Genomic DNA, 20,259 nt, shown 5'->3' with positions numbered 1-20,259 from the left:
CGCAGCGGCGCCCGTGTGACCCCGGCCGAGCGGCGTCGATCAGTCCCGCGTGACCAGTTCGACCTCGTGGCCGTCCTGGTCCTTGGTGAACGCGTAGTTGTGGTCGCACGAGGCGGGGTCGCGGTAGTCGGGCGCCTCGCGGGTCATGAGGTCGTCCCACGCCTCGTCGAGGTCGTCGACGCGCACCGCGACGTGGCCCCAGCCGTCGCCCATCGTGTACTCGCGGCCGTCGTAGTTGTAGGTGAGTTCGAGCTTCATCGCCTCCTCGGCCGCGTCCTCGGGCGCCACGAAGTAGTTCGAGAAGGTGTCGGCCTCCCAGCGGCCCGGGTACTCCGTGTACTCGAACTTGCGGGTCCAGTAGCCCAGCGCCTCGTCGGCGTCCTCGACGCGGATCATCGTGTGGTCGATGCTCCACTTCGCGCCGTGGTCGCGCTTGACGATCTCGATCTCGTGGCCGTCGGGGTCCTTCACGAACGCGTAGCGGTTCCCGCAGGACTCGGGGTCGCGGTAGTCCTCGACGCCCTCGTCCATCAGCTGGTCGTACGACTCCTGGAGCGCGTCCTCGGGGACGCGGACCGCGATGTGGCCCCAAGCGTCGCCGATCTCGTAGCTGCGGCCGTCGTGGTTGTACGTGAGCTCCAAGCGGGCGCCGTCCTCGTGAACGTCCTCGGGGCCGAGGAACACGTTCGTGAAGGTGTCGGCCTCCCAGCGGCCCTTCTCCTCGTAGTTCAGGTGCGTCCGGTACCAGTCGAGGCTCTCCTCTAAGTCCTCGACGCGGATCATCACGTGATCGAAGGTTCCGTCCATGGGCGGGAAATCGGCCGCTCGGGTCAAAAGCGTACTGAAGCCCGAACCCCCGCGACGGGCCGGACCGGTGGACCTGATACGGGTCTAATTCGCATTTTATTAACGCTGAACGGGGTGGATAGATACGGTTCGATCTCCCATACCGTACGTTCGCCGTCGGCCGGCGGCGAACGGCTCTATGGCAAACGAACCGACGAAGCCGTCGACGGCAGACGGCACGACATCGCAGTATCGCTCGCACGTGACTTCCCCAGACACGAGCGCCGTGCGCCGGGTCGCCGCGTTCGCCGCGGGGGCCCCGTTCACCACGCTCGTCGCGGCCGTCGAGGTGGCGCTCGTGACGGCCGCGCTCGGGGTCCAGCGGTCCGCCGCGCCGGTCGCGGTCGGGCTGATCGCCTTCTCCGTGTACGCGGCGGACCACGTCGCCGACGCGGAGGGCGACGCCGACGCGACGCCGCTGCGCGCCCGCTTCGCGCTCCGTTACGCCGACCAGCTGATGGTCGCCGCCGCCGTGAGCTACGGGCTCGCGGTCGCGCTCGCGGCGGGCGCCGGGCCCGCGGCGCTGGCGCTCGCGCTCGTCCCGGGCGCGGTGTGGATCGGCTACGCAACCGACTGGCTCCCCGCCCTCGGCGACCGCCTCGCGCCGCTCGGCGCGGCCTCGGTGCCGCGGCTCAAGGACGTGTTCCTCCTCAACTCCGCGGCGGTCGCGCTCGCCTGGGCGGTCGCGGTCGTCGCCGCGCCGCTCGCGTTCGCCGGCGTCACCGTCGACTCGGTCGGGCCGAGGACGGTCGCCCTGCTGTTCGCGTACGTCCTCGTCCGCTCGTTCGTGGACGTCGAAGTCCCGAACGTCAGGGACGCCGCCGCCGACGCGGCGCAGGGCGTGGCGACGCTCCCGGTCGTCTTCGGGGTCGCCGGAACGCGACGGATCCTCCTCGGCGTCGACGCCGTCGCCGCCGGGCTGCTGGCCGTCACCGCGACGACCGGCGCCGCGTCGACGCCGGCCCTCGTCGCGCTCGGCGTCGGTCTCGTGGTCTCGATGACCATCACCGCGCTCGCCGACAGGCTCGGCGGGACGGCGCTCGGCGTCGTCCCGGACGGCAGCTACCTCGTCGCCGGCGTCGTCCTCCTCGCGTTCGCGCTGTGAGGCGGCGTAATCTCAGGCGCTGAGGGCCCCAGATCCCGATTTTTTCGATAGATAATCACAACCCGATGAGTTATAAATACAATGTCCGTAAAAATTCTATGGCGGCGTTGAGCCCTCTGTCCGTCGTCCTCCTCGTGGCGGTGGCGGTCGGACTGGCGGCGGCGATCCTGGCGTGGCGCGAGCGCCCGGAACCGGGCGCGACGTGGCTCGCGGTGCTGCTCGCCGGGCAGGTCTGGTGGGCGACGTTCCTCGTCTTCGAACTGGAGGCGACGACGCTGCCGGCGAAGGCGCTGTGGTACGACGTCCAGTGGGTCGGCGTCGTCGTCATCCCGGTCGGGTGGCTCTTCTTCGCGCTGGCGTACACCGGCTACGACCGCTACGTGACGCCGTTCTCCGTGGCGATGGTGTCCGTCGTGCCCGCGGCCACCGTCGCGGTCGCCGCCGCCGGCGACCCGGGCAACCTCCTCGCGGCCGACCGGGTCGTCCGCGAGACGGCCGTCGGCACGTTCCTCAAAGTGGTGCCCGGACCGCTGTACTACATCATCGCGGGCTACACTTACCTCCTCGGGGCGGTCGGATCGGTCCCGCTGATCCAGCTGATCCGCGACGACGCCCGCCCGTTCCGGGGACAGAGCGCGGCGCTCCTCGTCGGGACCGCGGCGCCGTGGGCCGGCAGCGTCGCGTACCTCTCTGGCGCGATCCCGGTCCCCGGACTCGACCCCACGCCGCTGGTGTTCGGGGTCTCGGGGGTCGCGTACCTGCTCGCGCTCTCGCGGTTCCGGCTGCTGACGCTCGCGCCCGCCCCGCGCCGCCGCGCGCGCCAGCTCGTCTTCGAGCAGCTCCACGACCCCGTCTTCGTCGTCGGGACGGAGGGGCTCCTCGTCGACCTGAACGAGAGCGCGGCCGAGACGTTCGGCGTCGACCGCCGCGCGGCCATCGGGGAGCCGGCGTCGGCGGTCGTCCCGAAGTACGACGCGGTCCGCGAACTCGACGACGGCGGGGAGGACAAGCCGCGGGCGATACGGGTCGTCGGGCGCGACGGGCAGCGGCCCTACGAGGCGACGATCAGGGACGTGGTCGACGACCACGACCGCACCACTGCGCGGGTGATTACCTACCACGACGTGGGGGCGTACCTCGGTCAACAACAGCGGCTCAACGTACTCAACCGCGTCTTCCGGCACGACGTTCGCACGGAGACGAACCTCATCCTGGGGTACCTCGAACAGCTCCGCTCGGACCCGACAGACGAGCGCGCGTTATCCGTCATCTCGGAGAGCGCCGAGCGGATGCTGGACCTCAGCGAGCGCACTCGGACCGCCGGCGAGCTGTTCGATCCGACGGACGAGTCGGAGTGGACGCCGCTGCCGACGGTCGTCAACGAGGCCGTCGCGGAGGCGCGGGCGGACGATCCCGACGCGCGGACCGAGGTCGGGGACGTGCCGACCGTCCCCGTCCGAGGGGTGTTGGTGGTCGTCTTAGAGAACCTCTGCTCGAACGCGCTCCAACACAACGACGCGGACGCGCCGTGGATGCGGGTCGACGCCGCGGTCTCGGACGGGTGGGTCGAGATCACCGTCGCGGACGACGGCCCCGGGATCGACCCGGCCGAGTACGACGTCTTAGATCGCGGCACCGAGACCCCCCTCCGACACGGTAGCGGAATCGGCCTGTGGATCGTCAAGTGGGGCGTCGACCACCTCGGCGGCCGGATCTCGTTCGACGAGCGCGACCCCGCGGGCACGCTCGTGACGGTCGCCGTTCCGCTCGACCGGACAGCGGTGAGGGCCGAAGACGAAGGGGCCGAGGCCTCGGAGCCGCCCGCCGACGGCCCGTCGGCCGCGGGCGGTTCGGTCTCGCGGCGGGCGCCGCCGGACGCGGGTCGATAGGCACTTGACGCCGGACGCCGACCGCGGCACATGGACGCTACGGCCACGACCTATCTCCCGTACGCGCTGCTCGCGATGGGCGCGTACGCCCTCGTCTCGCCGCTGATGCGCGTCGCCACGACCGGACCGAACGCGATCCCGAGCGACGTCGCCGTCGTCGTCTCGAACACGCTGCTCGTCGCCATGGCGATCGGCGTGATCGCGTACACCGGACAGGGGTTCACGGCCCACCTCGGGTCGCCGAAGCTGGCGCACGTCCTCGCGGCGGGCGTGTTCCTCGGCATCGGTATCCTCGCCCTCTACCGCTCGCTCTCGCTGGGGCCCGTGAGCGTCGTGACGCCCATCTTCGCGATGTTCCTCGTCTTCTCGTCGGTGATCGGCTTCCTCTTCCTCGGCGAGTCGTTCACGGCCCGGAAGGGGCTCGGGATCGCCTTCGCCGCCGCGGCCGTCTACCTGGTCTCGGGCGCCTGACCGCGGACCGCTGCGGGCCCGAGACCGCCGCCGATCCGGAACCGCCTGCCGCGTGACGAAACCCCTTTAGCCGCCAGCGGGAAACGGGCCCATCCGTCGTGTCTCGCCTCCCGAGTTCTCCCCGTGAGCTGATCTCCCGCCTTCCGAACCCGTTTCGGCTGCTCATCTTGTACATCGGCTTCGCGCTCGCCCGGGTCGGCCTGATCGACCGCCACCGCGTGGTCCGGACCACCGACCTCGCGTGGCCGCGGATCGTCACGGGGATCGCGCGGATGTCGAAGAACGCGGTCGACGTCGCGATGGTCGGCGTCGCGGTCGGCACCAGCGCCGTCGCCGGCGTCGGCTTCGCCGGCCCCTACTGGGGGCTCGCGTTCGCGCTCGGCGGCGGGGTCGCCGGCGGCACCATCGCCCTCGTCTCCCAGCGGTTCAGCGCCGAGGCGTTCGCCGAGCTCGGCGACGCGGTCCGGTCGAGCGTCCTCCTCGTGATCGCGATCACGGTCCCCGTCAGCGGCGCCTTCTGGCTGTACGCGCCGGCGTTCATCGACGTCCTGAGCAGCAACGAGGCCGCGATCGCTCACGGCGCCGACTACCTCCGCGTGGTCGGGCTCGGCGTCCCGTTCGCCGCGCTCAACCTCGTCGGGAGCCGCGTGCTCGTCGGCTGCGACGACGCCTACACCGCGATGCAGGTCCGGGCGGGCGGCGCGGTCGCCAACATCGTCCTCAGCGCGCTGTTCATCTTCGGCCTCGGCTGGGGCGTCGAGGGCGCCGCGGTCGGCACCGTCCTCTCGAACGTGCTCGCCGTCGCCGGCTTCACCGTCGGCCTCGTCCGCGGGAGCGCCCCGCTGATCGGCGAGTTCCCGGTCGCCATCGACGCGACCGGCTCGTACGTCAACCCCGGCATGCTCCGCGACCTCGTCGAGATAGGCGTCCCGGTCGGCGCGCGCAACCTCGTGTGGACCGCAGCCGAGTTCCCCATGCTCGCCATCCTCGACGTGTTCGGCGAGAACACCGTCGCGGCGTTCGTCATCGCCCGCCGCATCTGGGGGATCATGAACACGCCCGGCTGGGGATTCGGCCTCGCCTCCTCCAGCCTGGTCGGGCAGGAGCTCGGCGTCGAGCGCCCCGACGAGGCGGAGGCGTACGCCCGCGACATCATCCGCTTCTCGGTGGCGACGTATGCCGTCTCCGCGGTGCTGATCGCGACCTTCGCGACCGACATCGTCTCGCTGTTCGCCGAGTCGCCCACCAGCCCGGAGATCCCGATCGCCGTCGACCTCGTGTACGCGGCCTGCGCGGCGGTGATTTTCCAGGGCGTCTCCGGCGGAGCGGCCGGCCCCCTCGACGCCGCAGGCGACACGAAGATCCCCTTCGCCAGCCAGTTCCTCGGGATGTTCTGCGTCTCGATCCCCCTCGCGTACGTCGGCGCGCACGACGCGACGCCGGCGGTAACGGTTCCCGAAGTCCTCACGATCCCGGCGGTAGAGCTCCCGCTCGTCGGCTTCGTGACCCCGCTGATAGAAATTCCGTTCGTCGGGTTCACGCTCCCGGAGGTGGCCCTGCCCGCGATCGGCCTGTGGGGGCTTTACCTCGCGTTCATGGCCGAGACGACGATCCCCGCCGCGATCAACTACCTGCGGTTCCGCTCCGGGAAGTGGAAGGCGATCAGCGAGGCGTACCGGCCCGAAGCGGCCGCGGACGACTGAGGCGGGCGGCGAGCAGATCGCCGCTCCTCGAGTCACGTGCGGGCGCCGTTCGAGCGAATTGATATTGTGAATCCTACACAATACTTAAGGAGTAAGAAGCTGGGAGATTCCGATCGAAGCTCGATCCGAGGCCAGTATTGGATGGTAGGCACAATAGTTATGCGGCCGCGTCACCGATAGTTCGGTATGGACAATTGTAAGAAAGCGCGCTTGTTCGGGTCGGCACTGGTGCTGTTGCAGGGAGTCGTGACGGCGCTGTTCCCACGGGCGAGCGTTCGCCTCACCAAGAAGATGATCGGGAAGAACTTCCACAACGCCGACGAACTCGACGCGAAGCCGGCGTACCTCCGGCAGTTGCGCGCGGTCGGCGTGGGCATGATCGCCGCGGGCGGGACCGGACTGCTCCTCGCGGACGCGGAGGGAGCGGAGACCTCTGAACGCGCCGGCACGGAGGACGCCGCCGACGAGTGAACGATCTTCGGGAGAGAGCGTCCGGGAGCGCCGCCGGCGAACGGTCTCGGGCCGGGTTCCGCGGCCCCCGACCGGCGGGGTTCCCGGTGTGACCGACGGGGCGGCCGCGTCGGGTCGCTCCGTGCGGGCGTTCGACGCCGCCGGCCGTCCGGCGGTCCGAACACGGGGACGGTACCCGGGGGCGCCCCATACGCTTTTGGTCGCGCCCTCGGAGGGGACGCTCGTGAACGACGAGCTATTCGAGCGGATCCTGATACCGATCGCGGGCCCGGACGACGCCGAGGCCACGGCGCGGGCGGTTCGGCCGCATCTCGACCCGGGGACGACGCTCATCGTGACGCACGTGACCCCGGGTGAGGGCGACGAGACGACGATCAAGACCGGACGAGACGAGTTCGCGGGGGCCACCTACGATACGTTCTTCGACATTCTCTACCGTGACGATCTCAGCTTCGAGTGGGTGACGCTCGAGGCGCGAGAGGTCGCCGCGGCGCTCGTCGACGCGATCGGCATGACCGACGCGACGCTCGTCGCCTTCACTCCGAGGGACATCGACGATTGGAAACGAACGATCACCGGTGACCCCGGCGGTCACCTCATCAGAGCGGCGGACGTCCCCGTGATGGTGTTCCCGGACCGACGCGCGTGACGCGCGACCGGCGCGGCTCTCGAACGGCCCCCCGCCGCCCCTTCGAACGCAGGCACGCGGCCGCTACGAGTCGCCCGCGGACGAGTCCGCGAGCGCCGCGAAGTTGGCGAGCGTTCGGGTGGCGGTGACGTCCTCGAAGGAGCGGTCGGTCGCCTCCCAGCCGTCGTACTCGTCGACGATCCGGGGGGTGAACTCGGGGTGGTACTGGACCGACCAGACCGGCCGGTCGCGGTGGCGGGTGGCGAAGTACTCGTAGTAGTCCGCGCGGCCGATGACGTCCATCCCGTCGCCGAGCTCCGTCACCACGTCGGAGTGGAGCACCGGCACGGTCGGTTCGACGCCGTCGAACAGCGGTTCGTCGGCGTCGAGGTCGGCGTCGCAGAGTCGGAGCCGAGAGGTCCCGCTGTCGACGACCTCGCCGCCGAGCGCGGCGTTCAGGATCTGGTGGCCGAAACAGATGCCGAGCGTCGGGACCCCCTCCTCGACGAGTCGGCGCGCGAACCGCTTCTGAGCAGTGATCCACGGCTGGTCGGGCTCGTCGTAGACGCCGACCTCGCTCCCGCCGATGACGACGCCGTCCACGCCGTCGAGGCTCGGGTCGCCGTCCTCGTGCGGGTACTCGTACACGCGGGCGTCGGGCAGGAAGTGAGCGATCTCGTCGGCCATGTAGCCCCCGTCGACCGCGTTATTGAGTACCAGTATCATCTGCGATCAATTTATGAAGAACTGATCTCTCGGTAGTGACATGGGTTTCGATGCCGAAGCGGTACGTGCGGACTTCCCCGTCCTCGACCGCCGCGTGAACGGTCATCCGCTCACCTACCTCGACAACGCCGCGACCACGCACACCCCCCGCCAGGTGTACGAGGTCTTCGAGGAGTTCTACGCGGGGTACAACGCGAACGTCCACCGCGGGATCCACGAGCTGAGCCACGAGGCCTCGGTCGCCTACGAACGGGCGCACGACCGCGTCGCCGACTTCCTCGGCGCCGACGGCCGCGAGGAGATCGTCTTCACCAAGAACACCACCGAGAGCATCAACCTCGTCGCGTACGGCCTCGGCCGGCACCTCGACGAGGGCGACGAGATCGTCGCGACGGAGATGGACCACCACGCCTCGCTCGTCACCTGGCAGCAAATCGCCAAGCGCACGGGCGCGACCGTCCGCCACGTCCCGGTCACGGCCGACGGCCACCTCGACGCGGACGCCGCCCGCGACATCGTCACCGACGACACGGCGGTCGTCTGCGTCCCCCACGTCTCGAACGTGCTCGGGACGGTCAACCCCGTCGCGGACCTCGCCGCCCTCGCGCACGACCACGGCGCGTACGCGGTCGTCGACGGCGCCCAGTCCGCGCCGACGCGCCCCGTCGACGTGGGCGCGATGGACGCGGACTTCTTCGCGTTCAGCGGACACAAGCTCGCCGGCCCGACGGGGATCGGGGGGCTGTACGGGAAGCGGGAGCTGCTGGAGGACCTCGACCCGTTCCTCTTCGGCGGGGAGATGATCCGGAACGTGACGCTCACCGACTCCACGTGGAACGGGCTGCCCTGGAAGTTCGAGGCCGGAACGCCCCCGATCGCGGAGGGCATCGCGCTCGGCGCGGCCGTCGACTACCTCGCCGAGCTCGGCATGGACGCCGTCCGCGAGCACGAGAACGACCTCGCGCAGTACCTGCTCCGGGAGCTCGCGGACCGGGAGTTCGTCCGCGCGTACGGCCCCGGCGTCGGCGAGGAGCGCACCGGCCTCGTCTCGTTCAACGTCGAGGGCGTCCACGGGCACGACCTCTCCAGCCTCCTCAACGACCGCGGGATCGCCATCCGCGCCGGTGACCACTGTACGCAGCCGCTCCACGACCGGCTCGACATCCCCGGCTCCGCCCGCGCGTCCTTCTACGTGTACAACACCCGCGCGGACGTGGACCGCCTCCTCGAGGTCGTCGACTCGGCCCGCGAGGACCTGGACGCGTACCTCGCCTCCGACCGCTACCACGACCGCATCAGCGAGCACTACCACCGCCCCCGCAACGCGGGCGCGCTCGCCGACCCGACGTTCGTGAAGCCCTCGGAGGAGACGACCTGCGGCGACGACGGCGAGTTCCACGTGACGGTCGCCGACGGGCGCATCGAGGAGATCGCCTTCGAGAGCCGGAGCTGTGCGGTCAGCCGGGCCGTCGCCAGCCTCCTCTCGGAGGACCTGGAGGGCATGGCGGTCGAGGCCGTCGCCGAACTCGACGGGCACGTCGCCCGCGCGCTCGACGGGCAGTACCCCGACCTCCGCCGCGAGTGCGTCGAGGGCCCCGAGGAGGTCATCCGCGAGGCGGCCCGCGAGTACGTCGAGCAACACGGGGCGTAAGCGGTCTTCACCGCGCGTGAGCGGTCACCGCGGCGCTCGGCGTCCACCTCGGGACGGGACGAGCGCGCGGCTCCGCGACGAGCGCGCGGCTCCGCGACGAGCGCGGCGCTCGGACGACCGGGGCGAACGGCCTCCTCGGCGGTGGCTCACTTCTCCTCGGCGTGTCGCACCTCGACCGCGACCCCGCGCGTCGACCCCGCCATCTCCGGGCCGGACATCGCCGCGCGGCCGACGGCGAACGCCTTCGGTCCCTCCACCACGACCTCGTCGCCCACCCGTACGTCGCCGTCGGCGTCGACGACGCCCGGCGCGAGGACGGAGCCGCGCGGGACGAAGGAGTCGATCTCGACGCGCTTCGTCGGCGCGTCGCTCGCGACCCAGCGCCGCGCGCCGGCGAGGGTGAACGACAGGGTGCCGTACTGGGGCACCATCGTCGCCAGCTGCTCGCCGGGCTCGCCCTCGCGGCCGGCGTCGGGGTCGTCGCCCCACACCTGGAGCTTCGGGTAGCGCCCGGTGGTGCGCACGTCGGCCTCGCCCGGCCCGCCGAACAGGTCGTCGCCCGCGCCGTCGCCGAGGAGGAAGTCGGCGATGCCGCGGACGGTGTTGTGCTCGCGCTCCCGCTTGCTGTAGGCGGGCTCGCCCCGGAGGGCGGCGTTCAACTCCCCGAGTGACTCGTCGGTCGTCGGGTGGTCGACGCAGGTGTACTCGAACGGCACGTCGACCGCGGGGTCGCGCTCGACGCGCTCGCAGATCTCGCGGTAGCCGTCCGCGGGGACGTGCGCGACGACGCGGGAGTAGTCGTTGCGTTCGAGGTACCGCCGGAGGACCTCGGCGACGAACTCGATCTCGTCTTCGCTCCAGTCGCCGGTGACGACCGAGTCGTAGTGTTGCGCGGGGTAGGTCGTCTCCAGCTCCTGCGGGACCACGCCGATGGGCGAGGTCATCGAGACGGTGTGGCCGCGCCACTGGATCGCGTCGTGGAACTGGCGGTGGCTCTGGGAGTCGCTGTACGGCTTCGTCGCCGAGCAGGGGACCAAGACGAGCGGCTGGTCGGTGAAGCGGTTGCGGTAGCGGCTCGTGACGCGGTCCGCGAATCTGCGGATCTCGACGCGGTCGAGCGTCTCCGCCGACGCCGCGGTCACCTCGGCGTCGCGCATGAGGGGCGTGCGTTCCTCCAGGTACCCCCACTGGTCGTCGAACTCGCGGAACGCGGCCGTGAGCCACCCCTCGTGGCGGGCCTGCCCCTCGACGTAGTCGCGGAGGCGGCCGCTACGGATCCGCTCGCGGACGCGACGGAGTTCCGCGCGGAGCGCGTTGACGTTGTGGTCGGCGCAGTCGGCGCGCGTGAACTCGCTCCGCGGTCCGGCGCAGGCCGGACAGGCGCACGGCAGTTCGTCGAGGTCCTCGAGGAAGTGCTCCGCGTCGGCGGTGAGGTACATCCCCTGGGTGCCCTTCGTCCGGGCGAGCGTCGCGTCGACGAGGTCGACGCCGGCGTACGCGAGCAGCGCGACGTTCCGCGGCGTGGCGACGCCGGCGAGGCCGAGCGCGGCGTCCGGCGGCAGGTCCGCCTTCGCCCGGACGACCGCGTCGCGGAACGCCTCGCCGTGGCCGACGAACCCCTGGGCGTCCGAGAGGAGGTACGCGTCGGCGCCGAGGTCGCGGGCGCTCCGGCTGTCGACGACCGCGGCAGAGGGGAAGTCCGCGTCTGGGTGGTCGACCGCGAACGACTCGCGGACCTCGTCGCGCGTCCCGGCCGGGAACGACCGGTGGGGCAGCACCGTGAGCGCGGACTCGTCGCCGTCGGGCACCTCGCGGTCGCCGGCCCAGAGGCTCCCGGCGTCGTCGAGGAACGGGTCCGCGAGCGCCGGCGTCGTGACGGGGTCGGCGAGGCGGACCGCCCCGAGGCGGGCGGCGCCGTCGCGCTCGTGGACCTCGAAGTACTCGGTCATACCACCACTCGCGCGGGGACGGTCAATTCTCTTGTGTTCCGCGGGCGCCGCGGCCCCCACGGGCCATCCGCCTCGGAGCCCCGCCGCAACTGTTAGGCGGTCCGGGACCGAGCGATCGGTATGGATCCGACCGGCCCGTGGGACCGCGACCGCGTCGACGAGTACCTCGCCGCCGCGCGCGTCCCGGTCCGGCTCGGCTGCCGCACGCCGAGCGACCGCCCGTGGATCGTCTCGCTGTGGTTCGCGTGGGACCCGGACGCGGGGGCCGATCCCGACGGAGACGGCGGCTCCGGACCCCCCGCCGGCGCGATCCGCTGCGCGACGAGCGAGAGCGCCGACCTCGTCGAGTTCGTCGAGCACGACGACCACGTCTCCTTCGACGTGTCGACGAACGACCCGCCGTACAAGGGGGTCCGCGGCCGCGGTCGGGCGACGGTCGTCCCGGACGAGGACAAGCGGCTGCTGCGGTCGCTCCTGACGAGGTACCTCGGCGGGACCGACAACCCGACCGCCGAGCGGCTCCTGCGGCCCGAGCGCGACGAGGTCGAGATCCGGATCGAGCCCGAGCGGCTCCACGCCTGGGACTACTCGGAGCGCATGGAGACCGGGGGGGAGTGAGGCGACCGCGAGCGGTCGGCGGCGCGGCCCGCGTCGCTCTCCGCGAGGCGATCGTTTAAGCGGTCGCCGGGCCACCCGACGGTATGAGCGCTCTCGACAGCGACGAGTACCGCGCGTTCCGCCGCGACCTCCACCGCCACCCGGAGCCAGCGTGGCGCGAGTTCTACACCACCGCCCGCATCGTCGAGGCACTCCGCGAGCGGGACCTGACGGCGCTCCACGTCGGCCCCGACGCGCTGGCGGGCGAGGAGCGCCTGAACGTCCCGGACGACGAGACGCTGGCCGAGTGGGAGGACCAGGCCCGCGAGGCGGGCGCCGACCCGGAGATTCTCGACGAGCTCTCGGGCGGTTACACCGGCTGCGTCGCGGTCGCCGAGCGCGGCGACGGCCCCGTGGTCGGCCTCCGCGTCGACATCGACGGGCTCCCGATCACGGAGTCGGAGGCCGGCGACCACGTCCCGGCCGGCGAGGGGTTCCGCTCCGAGCACGAGGGGTTCATGCACGCCTGCGGTCACGACGCCCACGCGACGATGGGGCTCGGCGCGCTCGACGCGGTCCTCGACTCCGACTTCTCTGGCACGCTGAAGGTGTTCTTCCAGCCGGGCGAAGAGCAGGTCGCCGGCGGCAAGCCGATGGCCGAGTCGGGCCACCTCGACGACGTGGACTACCTCTACGCGGTCCACGTCGGCCTCGATCACCCCTCCGGCGAGGTCGTCTGCGGCGTCGAGGGGTTCCTCGCGGTGCGGCACTTCCTCGCGGAGTTCTCCGGCGAGCCGGCCCACGCCGGCGCGCGCCCCGAGCAGGGCCGGAACACGGTCCAGGCGATGGCGGCCGCGGTCCAGAACCTCTACGCCATCCCGCGGCACGCCGACGGCCCCACGCGGGTGAACGCGGGGCTCGTCGGGGGCGGTACCGCGACGAACATCATCCCCGAGGAGTCGCACATCGAGGGCGAGCTTCGGGGGCAGACGACGGAGCTCGCGGAGTACATGTCTGACCACGCGGACCGGATCCTCGGCTCGGCCGCGGAGATGCACGACTGCGAGGTCGCGGTGTCCACGCTCGGCGAGGCGCCGAGCGCGACGAGCGACGACGCGCTCGCCGGCCTCGTCCGCGAGTCCGCGGGCGACGTCGCGGGCGTCACGAGCATCGTCGAAAGCGACGACCTCGGCGGCTCCGAGGACGCCACCTACCTCATGAACCGCGTCCAGGAGCAGGGCGGGCTCGCCTGCTACCTCGGCGTCGGCACCGATCACCCCGGCGGCCACCACACGAGCGACTTCGACGTGGTCGAGGACGACATCGGGATCGGTATCGACGTCATCGCCGGCGCGGTCCGGCGGGTCGCCGAGACGCGACCGTAACGAGCCGAAGTCGGCGGAAGGCGACGGCGATCAGAACGTGAGGTGCGAACTCGACGCCGGCCCGTCGGCGTCGCCGTCGTCGTCCGGCAACCCCTCGTAGAGGTACGTGAGGTCGTCGTCGGTGAGGAACACCGCGCCGTCGCGGACCTCGATATCGATCGACCGGAGCGTCGTCCCGGCGGCCTCGCCGTTGTCGCAGGAGCCCTCGCAGGCGTCGAACGCCGAGCCGTGCTTCGGGCAGACGACCGATCCGCCGCGCGTCACGGCGCCCACCCCCTCGCGGTGGAGCCGCTGGGCCTCGTGGGTACAGCGGTTGATCCACGCGCGGACGGGCTGTCCGCCGCCGGAGTCCACCTCGTCTCCCCAGCCGTCCGACTCGTCGGCACAGGGCACGAGGACCACCTCGCGGTCCGCGTCGCCCTCGCGGGCCGTGAACGCCCACGACCCCTCCTCCAAGACCGTCTCGACGGCCGTGAGTCGGTAGCCGCTCACGCCTCAGTACTTCGCGTCGGCGCCGGTCGTCTCGTACACGCGGTCCATGATGGCGTCGCGCTCGCGGGTCCAGTTCGCCATCGCGGCCGGGCTCGTCGGGTACTCGTCGTAGTGGCCGATCAGCTCGTCGGCCAGCGACTTCGTCTGGTAGAAGTTCCGGATCGTCCCCCAGTAGCCGAACGACTTGATCGCGGCCTTCACCTTCAGCCCGAATGACATCGAGGTCGACCCCTCGTACAACGCCTCCGCGAGCTTCTCGCCGGGCAGCGACGCGAGGAGGCCCATCAGGTCGTCCACGTCGACCGCGGTCGAGAGGACGTTGTACACGTCGAGGCCGGCGTAGCGCCCGCCGAAGTGGTCCATCACGCGGGTGTTGTACCGCCAGAGGTTCTCCTCGCTCACGTCGCCGTCGGAGACCGCCTTCACCGCCTGCTCGCCGGCGTACTTGCCCGCGTACGCCGCGCCGGCGATGCCGCCGCCGGTCGTCGGGTTCACGTGGCCCGCGGCGTCGCCGACCGCCATGTAGCCGGGCGCGACCGCCGAGTCGTACGGCCGGCGGGTCGGGAGCGCGGCGCCGAGCTTGTCGCGCACCTCCGCGCCCTCGAACTCGGGGCGGTCCCGGAGGTCCCGCTTCAGCGACTCGACGAGCTGCATCGGCTCCTCGGTCATCTGGAAGCCGAGCCCGGCGTTGATCTCCGTCGCCGTCCGCGGGAAGTACCAGAGGTAGCCCGCCGCGCGGTCGGTCGCCTTGAACACGAGGGCGTCGTCCCACTCGACCGGCTCCGGCACGTCGACGATCTCGCGGTACGCCGAGCAGAACTGCGAGTACCGGACGTTCGTGTCGAAGGTCGTCCCCTCGAAGTCGGCCTTGTCCTGGAGCAGCGAGAGCGACCCGGCGCCGTCGATCACGACGTCCGCCGTGTACGTCTCCGGCTCCCCCTCTCGCACCGCGTGAATGCCCGTGACGCGGCCCGTCTCGTCTTGGAGCACGTCGTTGATGACGGTGTCGTAGTGGAAGTCGACGCCCGCGTCCTCGGCGCCGGCGATGATCTGACGGCCGTACTCCCAGCGGTCGATGACGGCGAGCTCGCCGGGGACCGGGATCTCGAGGATCGTGTCCTCCTGCGGGATCTCGAAGCGCCCGTGGTCGACGCCGGTGTTCGTGAACGCGGGTTCGAGCCGCGCTTTCGGGATCGCCTCGGGGAAGGCGTCCGCGCCCTTCAGGGCGTCGCCGCAGGCGATGTGGCCGGCCTCCTCAGCGTCCTTCCGCTCGACGATGACGACGTCGAGCCCCTCGTTCGCGATCGTCGCGGCGGCGTAGCAGCCGGCGGTCCCGGCGCCCGCCACGACGACGTCGTACTCGTCGATACCCATTACCGGACCGTGTCGTGCGCCCGGCAAAACTCTTTGCTCCCGTTTCGGTCGCGTCGGAGGCGACGGATTTCGCGAGGGCCGCGTCGCGATGCGGACGGCGCGGAGCCTAACTGTTCAGGCTCACCGTTTAACGGGCCGCAGACCGAGGTTCGTGATATGGGTCACCTCGATCAGGTCGACGCCGACCGCCTCCGCGCGTGGCTCTCGGAAGTCCGGTCGTCGGAGGCGACCGCGGCGCTGATGGTCGCCGTCGCGTACGACCGGGGGATAGGCACGGCGGAGCTGGCATCGTGGTACGGCCGCTCGGAGGAGTGGGTCGCGGAGACGGTCGAAGCCCTCGACTCGCCGGGCTTCGTCTCGACCGTCGCCCGCCTCGAAGGGGTCGACCTCGAGGCGGTCGCCGACGAGTCGAACCTCGCGCCCGCGACCGTCCGCGAGTGGTTCGACGCCCTCGACGAGAAGCCGGTCCCGGAGGCGGCCGACGTGGTCCGCCGGTACGCCGAGGGGTCGGTCGAGCCGGTCCGGAGCGGGACGCCCTCGACCGTCTACCACCTCGACAGGGCCGTCGTCGACGAGCGCGGGTGGTCGATCGACGACGACGACCTGTTCGCGAAGGCCGCCGAGGCCGACCTCGACCTCCCGGAGTACGGGCGCTTCCTCGTCGAGCCCGGCGAGTCGATCCTCGAGGCGGCGGAGCGCGGCGGCCGATCGTGGCCGTACGCCTGCCGCGGCGGCGCCTGTTCGAACTGCGCCGTGATCGTCGTCGAGGGCGACGTGGCGATGCCGGGGCAGTCGATCCTCTCGGACGAGCAGATCCGGGCGGCGAACGCCCGCCTCTCCTGCGTCGGCGTCCCGATCACCGACGAGGTCAAGGTCGTCACCGGCGTCGGCGACGCGGACGACTTCGCCGACCTGCGGCTGCCGTCGCCGGCCGACGAGGCGGGGGCGTCGGACTGACGCGGCGGAGCGGGGGCGTCCCGAGCGCCGCCGATTACTCCTCGGTCTCGTAGTGTTCGCCCGCCGCCTCCGGGAGCCGCGTCCGGCCGACCAAGGCGAGCACGAGGATGACGACCACGAACGGCGTGATCCGGATGAGCTGGCGGGGGACGCCGATCCCCTGGGTCTGGAGGACGGTCTGGAGCGCGTCCAGCCCGGCGAACAGCATCGTCGAGAAGAACGTCCCGACCGGGTTGTAGTTGCCGAACAGGTACGCGACGATGGCGATGAACCCCTTCCCGTTGACCATCGTCGGGCCGTTCCCGGTGAACTGGCCGAGGTCGAGCGACAGCGCCGCGCCGCCCATCCCGGCGAGCACCCCCGAGATCAGCACCGCGGCGTAGCGGACTCGCGTGACGCTCACGCCGGCGGTGTCGAGCGCCTTCGGGTTCTCCCCGCTGGCGCGGATCCACCGGCCGAACGCCGTCCGCTCGAACACGTACCAGGACCCGGCGACGGCGACGAACAGCATGTACACCGACGGCGACGCCGAGAACAGCGCGCCGAAGAACGGGATGTCGGCGAGGACCGGCACCGAGATCGACCCCGTCGTCGCGACGGTCGGGGAGTTCGGGCTCCCGTAGAACACCTGAGAGGCGAACGGAGCGAGCCCGAGCGCGATGAGCCACACCGCGAGCCCGGCGATGATCTGGTCGGCCCGGAAGCCGATCGTCACGACGGCGAACAGCGCCGCCAGCAGCGTGCTCGCGACGACGCCGCCCGCGTAGCCGACCCAGACCCCGCCGGTGATGTCGGCGACGTAGATGGCGCTGAACGCCGAGATGATCAACAGCCCCTCCAGTCCGATGTTGATCACGCCGGACTTCTCGGCGAAGATCCCGCCGAGGGCCGCGAACGCGATCGGGACCGAGAGGCGCAGCGCCGACGCGAGCGTGAACCGGCTCGTGAGCGCGTCCGCGAGCGTCCCGGCGATCGAGTCCGGGAAGGCCAGTCCGGCGAGCAGCAGCGCGACGATCCCGACGACCGTGACGGCGGCGACGAGCGCGCGTGTCGAGTACCGCTCCAGGATCGATCCCGAATCGGCGACCGGACCGCTCGTCGACCCGTCCTCGGGGGCGTCACTCATCGGTCTCACCCCCGTCGACCGGCACGCCGCCGTCGGTCGCGGCCGACTCCGGCCCTCGGCCGATCCCCGGGAGCCCGCGGGCGAGCAGCCGGAAGAACTCCGGCATGGCCACGAACAGGATGATGAGTCCCCGGAGGACGCCGACCAGCTGCGGCGGCACGTCCGTCGCGAACTGGACGACCGTCGTCCCGCTCTTCAGCACGCCGAACAGCAGCGCGGCGATCCCGACGCCCAGGGGGTTGTTGCCCGCGAGGATCGAGACGGTGATCCCGTCGAAGCCGTACGAGGGGATCCCGGTCTGGAACGTGCCGAGCACCATCATCACGTACATCGCGCCGGCGATCCCGCCGAGCGCGCCCGAGAGCGTGAGGCTCGCGACGACGGTGCGCTCGGCGTCGACCCCGCCGTACTCGGCCGCCTCCGGCTGGACGCCGCTCGTCCGGACGTCGTACCCGAACGCCGTGTGTTCGAGGAGGTAGTACAGCGCGCCGAGCGCGAGGAGCCCGAACGCGAGCGCGACCAGCGAGAAGTCCTGTCTCGCGCCGAACAGCACCGCCGGGAACTGCGCGAACTCCGGGAGTGGAACCGTCTGGTTGGCGGCGCTCTCGGGGTCTTTGAACACGCCGCTGACCAGGTACAGCGCGACGCCGGTCGCGATGAAGTTGAGCATGATCGTCGTGATGACCTCGTTGGCGTCGGCGTACGCCTTCAGCAGGCCGGGGATCGCGCCGTAGAGCCCGCCGAACACCGCCCCGACCAGCAGGCCGAACGGGATCAACACGATCGTCCCGACGACGCCCGACACGAGCGACGACGCCCAGAGGACGCCGAGCGCGGTCGCCAGCGCCCCGACGACGAGCTGCCCCTGCGTCCCGATGTTGAAGATCCCGGCGCGGAACGCTAAGGCGACCGAGAGGCCGGTGAAGATCAGGAGCGTCGTCTCGCGGAGCGTGACCGCGAACTGCCCGTTCGGCGACCACCCGCCGCTGAAGGGGTCGCCCAGCGCGCCGAGGAAGAGGCGGTCGAACACCGCTATCGGGTCGTAACAGAACCCGGTCCCGAAGTAGTACACCGCCTCGCCGGCGGTACACGTCGTCATGCGTCCGGCGACGAGCACGAGCACCGCGCCGATGAGCACGGAGAGCACGAGCGCGGCGGTGCTGATCAGGATCCGTTCGGTCCCGGACGCCGTGGCGAGCCGGGAGAGCACGTTGCGGGCGCGGTCGGCGACGCTCACGCCCGGTCACCTGCCGGATCGACCGCGTCGGCCGCCGCCCCGTCGTCCGCCGCGCCCGATCCGTCGGGCGGCGACGAGGGGTCCGGGTCGCCGTTGGCGCGCTCGCCCGGTCGCTCCCCGGCCATCAGGAGCCCGAGCTCCTCTTCGGTCGTCTCGTCGGGGTCGACCACGTCGATGAACTCCCCCTCGTAGATGACCGCCAGCCGGTCGGAGAGCCCCTGGACCTCCTCCAGCTTCGAGGAGACGAGGAGGACCGCCACGCCCTGGCGGCGGAGCTCCAGCAGCCGCTCGTGGATGAACTCGATCGAGCCGATGTCGACGCCGCGCGTCGGGTGCGAGGCGACGACCAGCTCCGGGTCGCGCTCGAACTCCCGGCCGACGATGAACTTCTGTTGGTTGCCGCCCGAGAGCGACTCCGCGTCCGCGTCGGCGTCCGGCGGGCGGACGTCGTACTCGTCGATGATCGCCTCCGCGTGCTGGCGCGTCGTCGGCCAGTCGACGCGGCCGTTGGCGGCGAAGTCGGGGTCGTGCTGGCTCCCCAACAGCCCGTTCTCGACGAGGTCGAACTCCATCACCAGCCCGCGCTCCTGCCGGTCCTCGGGGACGTACGCCATTCCGGCGTCGATCCGGTCGCGCCGCGACACGGTCGTCACGTCCTCGCCCAGGAAGCGGACCTCGCCCGCGTCGACCGACTGGAGCCCGGTCACCGCCTCGACCAGCTCCGTCTGTCCGTTGCCGTCCACGCCCGCGATCCCGAACACCTCGCCGCCGCGAACGTCGAAGGAGACGCCGTCGACCGCTCGGACCCCGCGGTCGTCCTCGACGACGACGTCAGAGACAGACGCGACGACGTCCCCGGTCTCCGCGGCTCCGCGGTCGACGTCCATGAGCACCTCGCGGCCGACCATCAGCTCCGCCAGCTCCTCCTGGCTGGTCGCGTCCGCGGCGACGGTCCCGACCTTCCGGCCGTCCCGGAGGACCGATATCTCGTCGGCCGCGCGCATCGCCTCGCCGAGCTTGTGGGTGATGAAGATGATCGTCTTGCCCTGCGCCGTCAGCTCCGCTAACACCTCGAACAGCTCGTCGACCTCCTGCGGCGTCAACACGGCGGTGGGCTCGTCGAGTATGAGCGTCTCGGCGCCCCGGTACAGCGCTTTCAGGATCTCGACGCGCTGTTGCTCCCCGACCGAGACGTCCTCGATCCGCGCGTCCGGGTCCACGTCGAAGCCGTACCGGTCGGCGAGGTCGGCCACGGCCTCTCGGGCCGCCTCCCGGTCGACGGCGAGCCCGCCCCACTTCCGCGGCTCGCTCCCGAGCGTGATGTTCTCGGTGACGGTCATCGGGTCGACCAGCATGAAGTGCTGGTGGATCATCCCGACCCCGGCGTCGATCGCGTCCCGCGGCGAGTCGAACGCCTGCGGTTCGCCGTCGAGCCGAACCGTTCCCGACGTCGGCTCGTAGAGGCCGTAAAGGACGTTCATCAGCGTCGTCTTCCCGGCCCCGTTCTCACCGAGAAGGGCGTGGACGGTGCCGCGTTCGACCTCGAGGTCGACGTCGTCGTTCGCGACGACGCCGGGGAACCGCTTGGTTATCCCGTCGAGGTGGACGGCTGTGGCCATTGGTCTACTTCCCTCTGATTCGAGGGTGGCTGA

Annotated in this window: 18 protein-coding genes; 10 read left to right on the top strand and 8 right to left on the bottom strand. The window is 71.3% G+C overall.

Going from position 1 to position 20,259, the window contains the following annotated elements; genetic code table 11:
* Positions 1–39: 39 nt before the first annotated feature.
* Positions 40–807, bottom strand: coding sequence for a VOC family protein (locus tag AMR74_RS06150; RefSeq protein WP_053771182.1), 768 nt, complete (start codon positions 805–807; stop codon positions 40–42).
* A gap of 178 nt (positions 808–985) precedes the next feature.
* Here AMR74_RS06150 and AMR74_RS06145 point away from each other — a divergent pair, with 178 nt between their 5' ends.
* The 6 genes from AMR74_RS06145 (at position 986) to AMR74_RS06120 (ending at position 7,134) form a co-directional block, all read left to right on the top strand.
* Positions 986–1,951, top strand: a complete 966-nt coding sequence (locus AMR74_RS06145; RefSeq protein ID WP_053771181.1) for a UbiA family prenyltransferase — start codon at positions 986–988, stop codon at positions 1,949–1,951.
* Between the two features lie 98 nt (positions 1,952–2,049).
* A complete protein-coding gene (locus tag AMR74_RS06140; protein WP_053771180.1) occupies positions 2,050–3,840 on the top strand; it encodes a histidine kinase N-terminal 7TM domain-containing protein in 1,791 nt (596 codons plus the stop codon).
* A 30-nt stretch (positions 3,841–3,870) separates the two neighbouring features.
* Positions 3,871–4,311, top strand: a complete 441-nt coding sequence (locus AMR74_RS06135; protein ID WP_053771179.1) for an EamA family transporter — start codon at positions 3,871–3,873, stop codon at positions 4,309–4,311.
* A gap of 98 nt (positions 4,312–4,409) precedes the next feature.
* On the top strand, positions 4,410–6,014 hold the full coding sequence (locus AMR74_RS06130; protein ID WP_053771178.1) for an MATE family efflux transporter: 1,605 nt from the start codon (positions 4,410–4,412) through the stop codon (positions 6,012–6,014).
* 186 nt (positions 6,015–6,200) lie between these two features.
* A complete protein-coding gene (locus tag AMR74_RS06125) occupies positions 6,201–6,485 on the top strand; it encodes a hypothetical protein (RefSeq protein ID WP_053771177.1) in 285 nt (94 codons plus the stop codon).
* 223 nt (positions 6,486–6,708) lie between these two features.
* Positions 6,709–7,134 (top strand): universal stress protein, encoded by a 426-nt coding sequence (locus tag AMR74_RS06120; protein WP_053771176.1) that lies wholly within the window; start codon positions 6,709–6,711, stop codon positions 7,132–7,134.
* Positions 7,135–7,197: 63 nt separating this feature from the next.
* Here the strand turns inward: AMR74_RS06120 and AMR74_RS06115 are convergent, their stop codons facing one another.
* On the bottom strand, positions 7,198–7,839 hold the full coding sequence (locus AMR74_RS06115; protein WP_053771175.1) for a type 1 glutamine amidotransferase: 642 nt from the start codon (positions 7,837–7,839) through the stop codon (positions 7,198–7,200).
* 40 nt (positions 7,840–7,879) lie between these two features.
* Between AMR74_RS06115 and AMR74_RS06110 the strand changes: the two genes are divergently transcribed.
* Positions 7,880–9,490, top strand: coding sequence for a SufS family cysteine desulfurase (locus tag AMR74_RS06110; RefSeq protein ID WP_053771174.1), 1,611 nt, complete (start codon positions 7,880–7,882; stop codon positions 9,488–9,490).
* A gap of 146 nt (positions 9,491–9,636) precedes the next feature.
* On the opposite strand, the gene arcS is transcribed toward AMR74_RS06110, so the two are convergent.
* On the bottom strand, positions 9,637–11,439 hold the full coding sequence (gene arcS, locus AMR74_RS06105) for an archaeosine synthase subunit alpha (RefSeq protein ID WP_053771173.1): 1,803 nt from the start codon (positions 11,437–11,439) through the stop codon (positions 9,637–9,639).
* Positions 11,440–11,559: 120 nt separating this feature from the next.
* Here arcS and AMR74_RS06100 point away from each other — a divergent pair, with 120 nt between their 5' ends.
* Both AMR74_RS06100 and AMR74_RS06095 read left to right on the top strand, forming a co-directional pair.
* The gene (locus AMR74_RS06100; protein ID WP_053771172.1) at positions 11,560–12,057 is read left to right on the top strand and encodes a pyridoxamine 5'-phosphate oxidase family protein; all 498 of its coding nucleotides are present in this window, start codon (positions 11,560–11,562) and stop codon (positions 12,055–12,057) included.
* Positions 12,058–12,140: 83 nt separating this feature from the next.
* Entirely contained in the window at positions 12,141–13,421 is a 1,281-nt protein-coding gene (locus AMR74_RS06095; RefSeq protein WP_053771171.1) for an amidohydrolase, read from the top strand.
* Between the two features lie 30 nt (positions 13,422–13,451).
* Here AMR74_RS06095 and AMR74_RS06090 read toward each other — a convergent pair whose 3' ends face one another.
* Together AMR74_RS06090 and AMR74_RS06085 are read right to left on the bottom strand one after the other, a co-directional pair.
* Positions 13,452–13,913 (bottom strand): Rieske (2Fe-2S) protein, encoded by a 462-nt coding sequence (locus AMR74_RS06090; RefSeq protein WP_053771170.1) that lies wholly within the window; start codon positions 13,911–13,913, stop codon positions 13,452–13,454.
* A 3-nt stretch (positions 13,914–13,916) separates the two neighbouring features.
* Positions 13,917–15,287 (bottom strand): geranylgeranyl reductase family protein, encoded by a 1,371-nt coding sequence (locus AMR74_RS06085; protein WP_053771169.1) that lies wholly within the window; start codon positions 15,285–15,287, stop codon positions 13,917–13,919.
* A gap of 156 nt (positions 15,288–15,443) precedes the next feature.
* Here AMR74_RS06085 and fer point away from each other — a divergent pair, with 156 nt between their 5' ends.
* A complete protein-coding gene (fer, locus tag AMR74_RS19785; protein ID WP_053771168.1) occupies positions 15,444–16,244 on the top strand; it encodes a ferredoxin Fer in 801 nt (266 codons plus the stop codon).
* Between the two features lie 34 nt (positions 16,245–16,278).
* Here fer and AMR74_RS06075 read toward each other — a convergent pair whose 3' ends face one another.
* From AMR74_RS06075 to AMR74_RS06065, 3 genes are read right to left on the bottom strand one after another with little or no spacing between them, the layout of a single operon-like run.
* Positions 16,279–17,370, bottom strand: a complete 1,092-nt coding sequence (locus tag AMR74_RS06075; protein ID WP_082356856.1) for an ABC transporter permease — start codon at positions 17,368–17,370, stop codon at positions 16,279–16,281.
* Positions 17,363–18,607 carry an ABC transporter permease gene (locus AMR74_RS06070; protein WP_053771167.1) on the bottom strand — a complete coding sequence of 415 codons (1,245 nt, stop codon included), beginning with the start codon at positions 18,605–18,607 and terminating at the stop codon, positions 17,363–17,365. Before AMR74_RS06070 ends, AMR74_RS06075 begins: the two co-directional genes overlap by 8 nt.
* Complete coding sequence (locus tag AMR74_RS06065) at positions 18,604–20,226, bottom strand: ABC transporter ATP-binding protein (RefSeq protein WP_053771166.1); 1,623 nt, start codon at positions 20,224–20,226, stop codon at positions 18,604–18,606. Before AMR74_RS06065 ends, AMR74_RS06070 begins: the two co-directional genes overlap by 4 nt.
* Positions 20,227–20,259: the final 33 nt, after the last annotated feature.

Source organism: Halorubrum tropicale (genome assembly GCF_001280455.1).
GTDB lineage: Archaea > Halobacteriota > Halobacteria > Halobacteriales > Haloferacaceae > Halorubrum > Halorubrum tropicale.
Note: the sequence above shows the minus strand (reverse complement) of the source record. Positions and strands in the feature narration are given on the sequence as shown.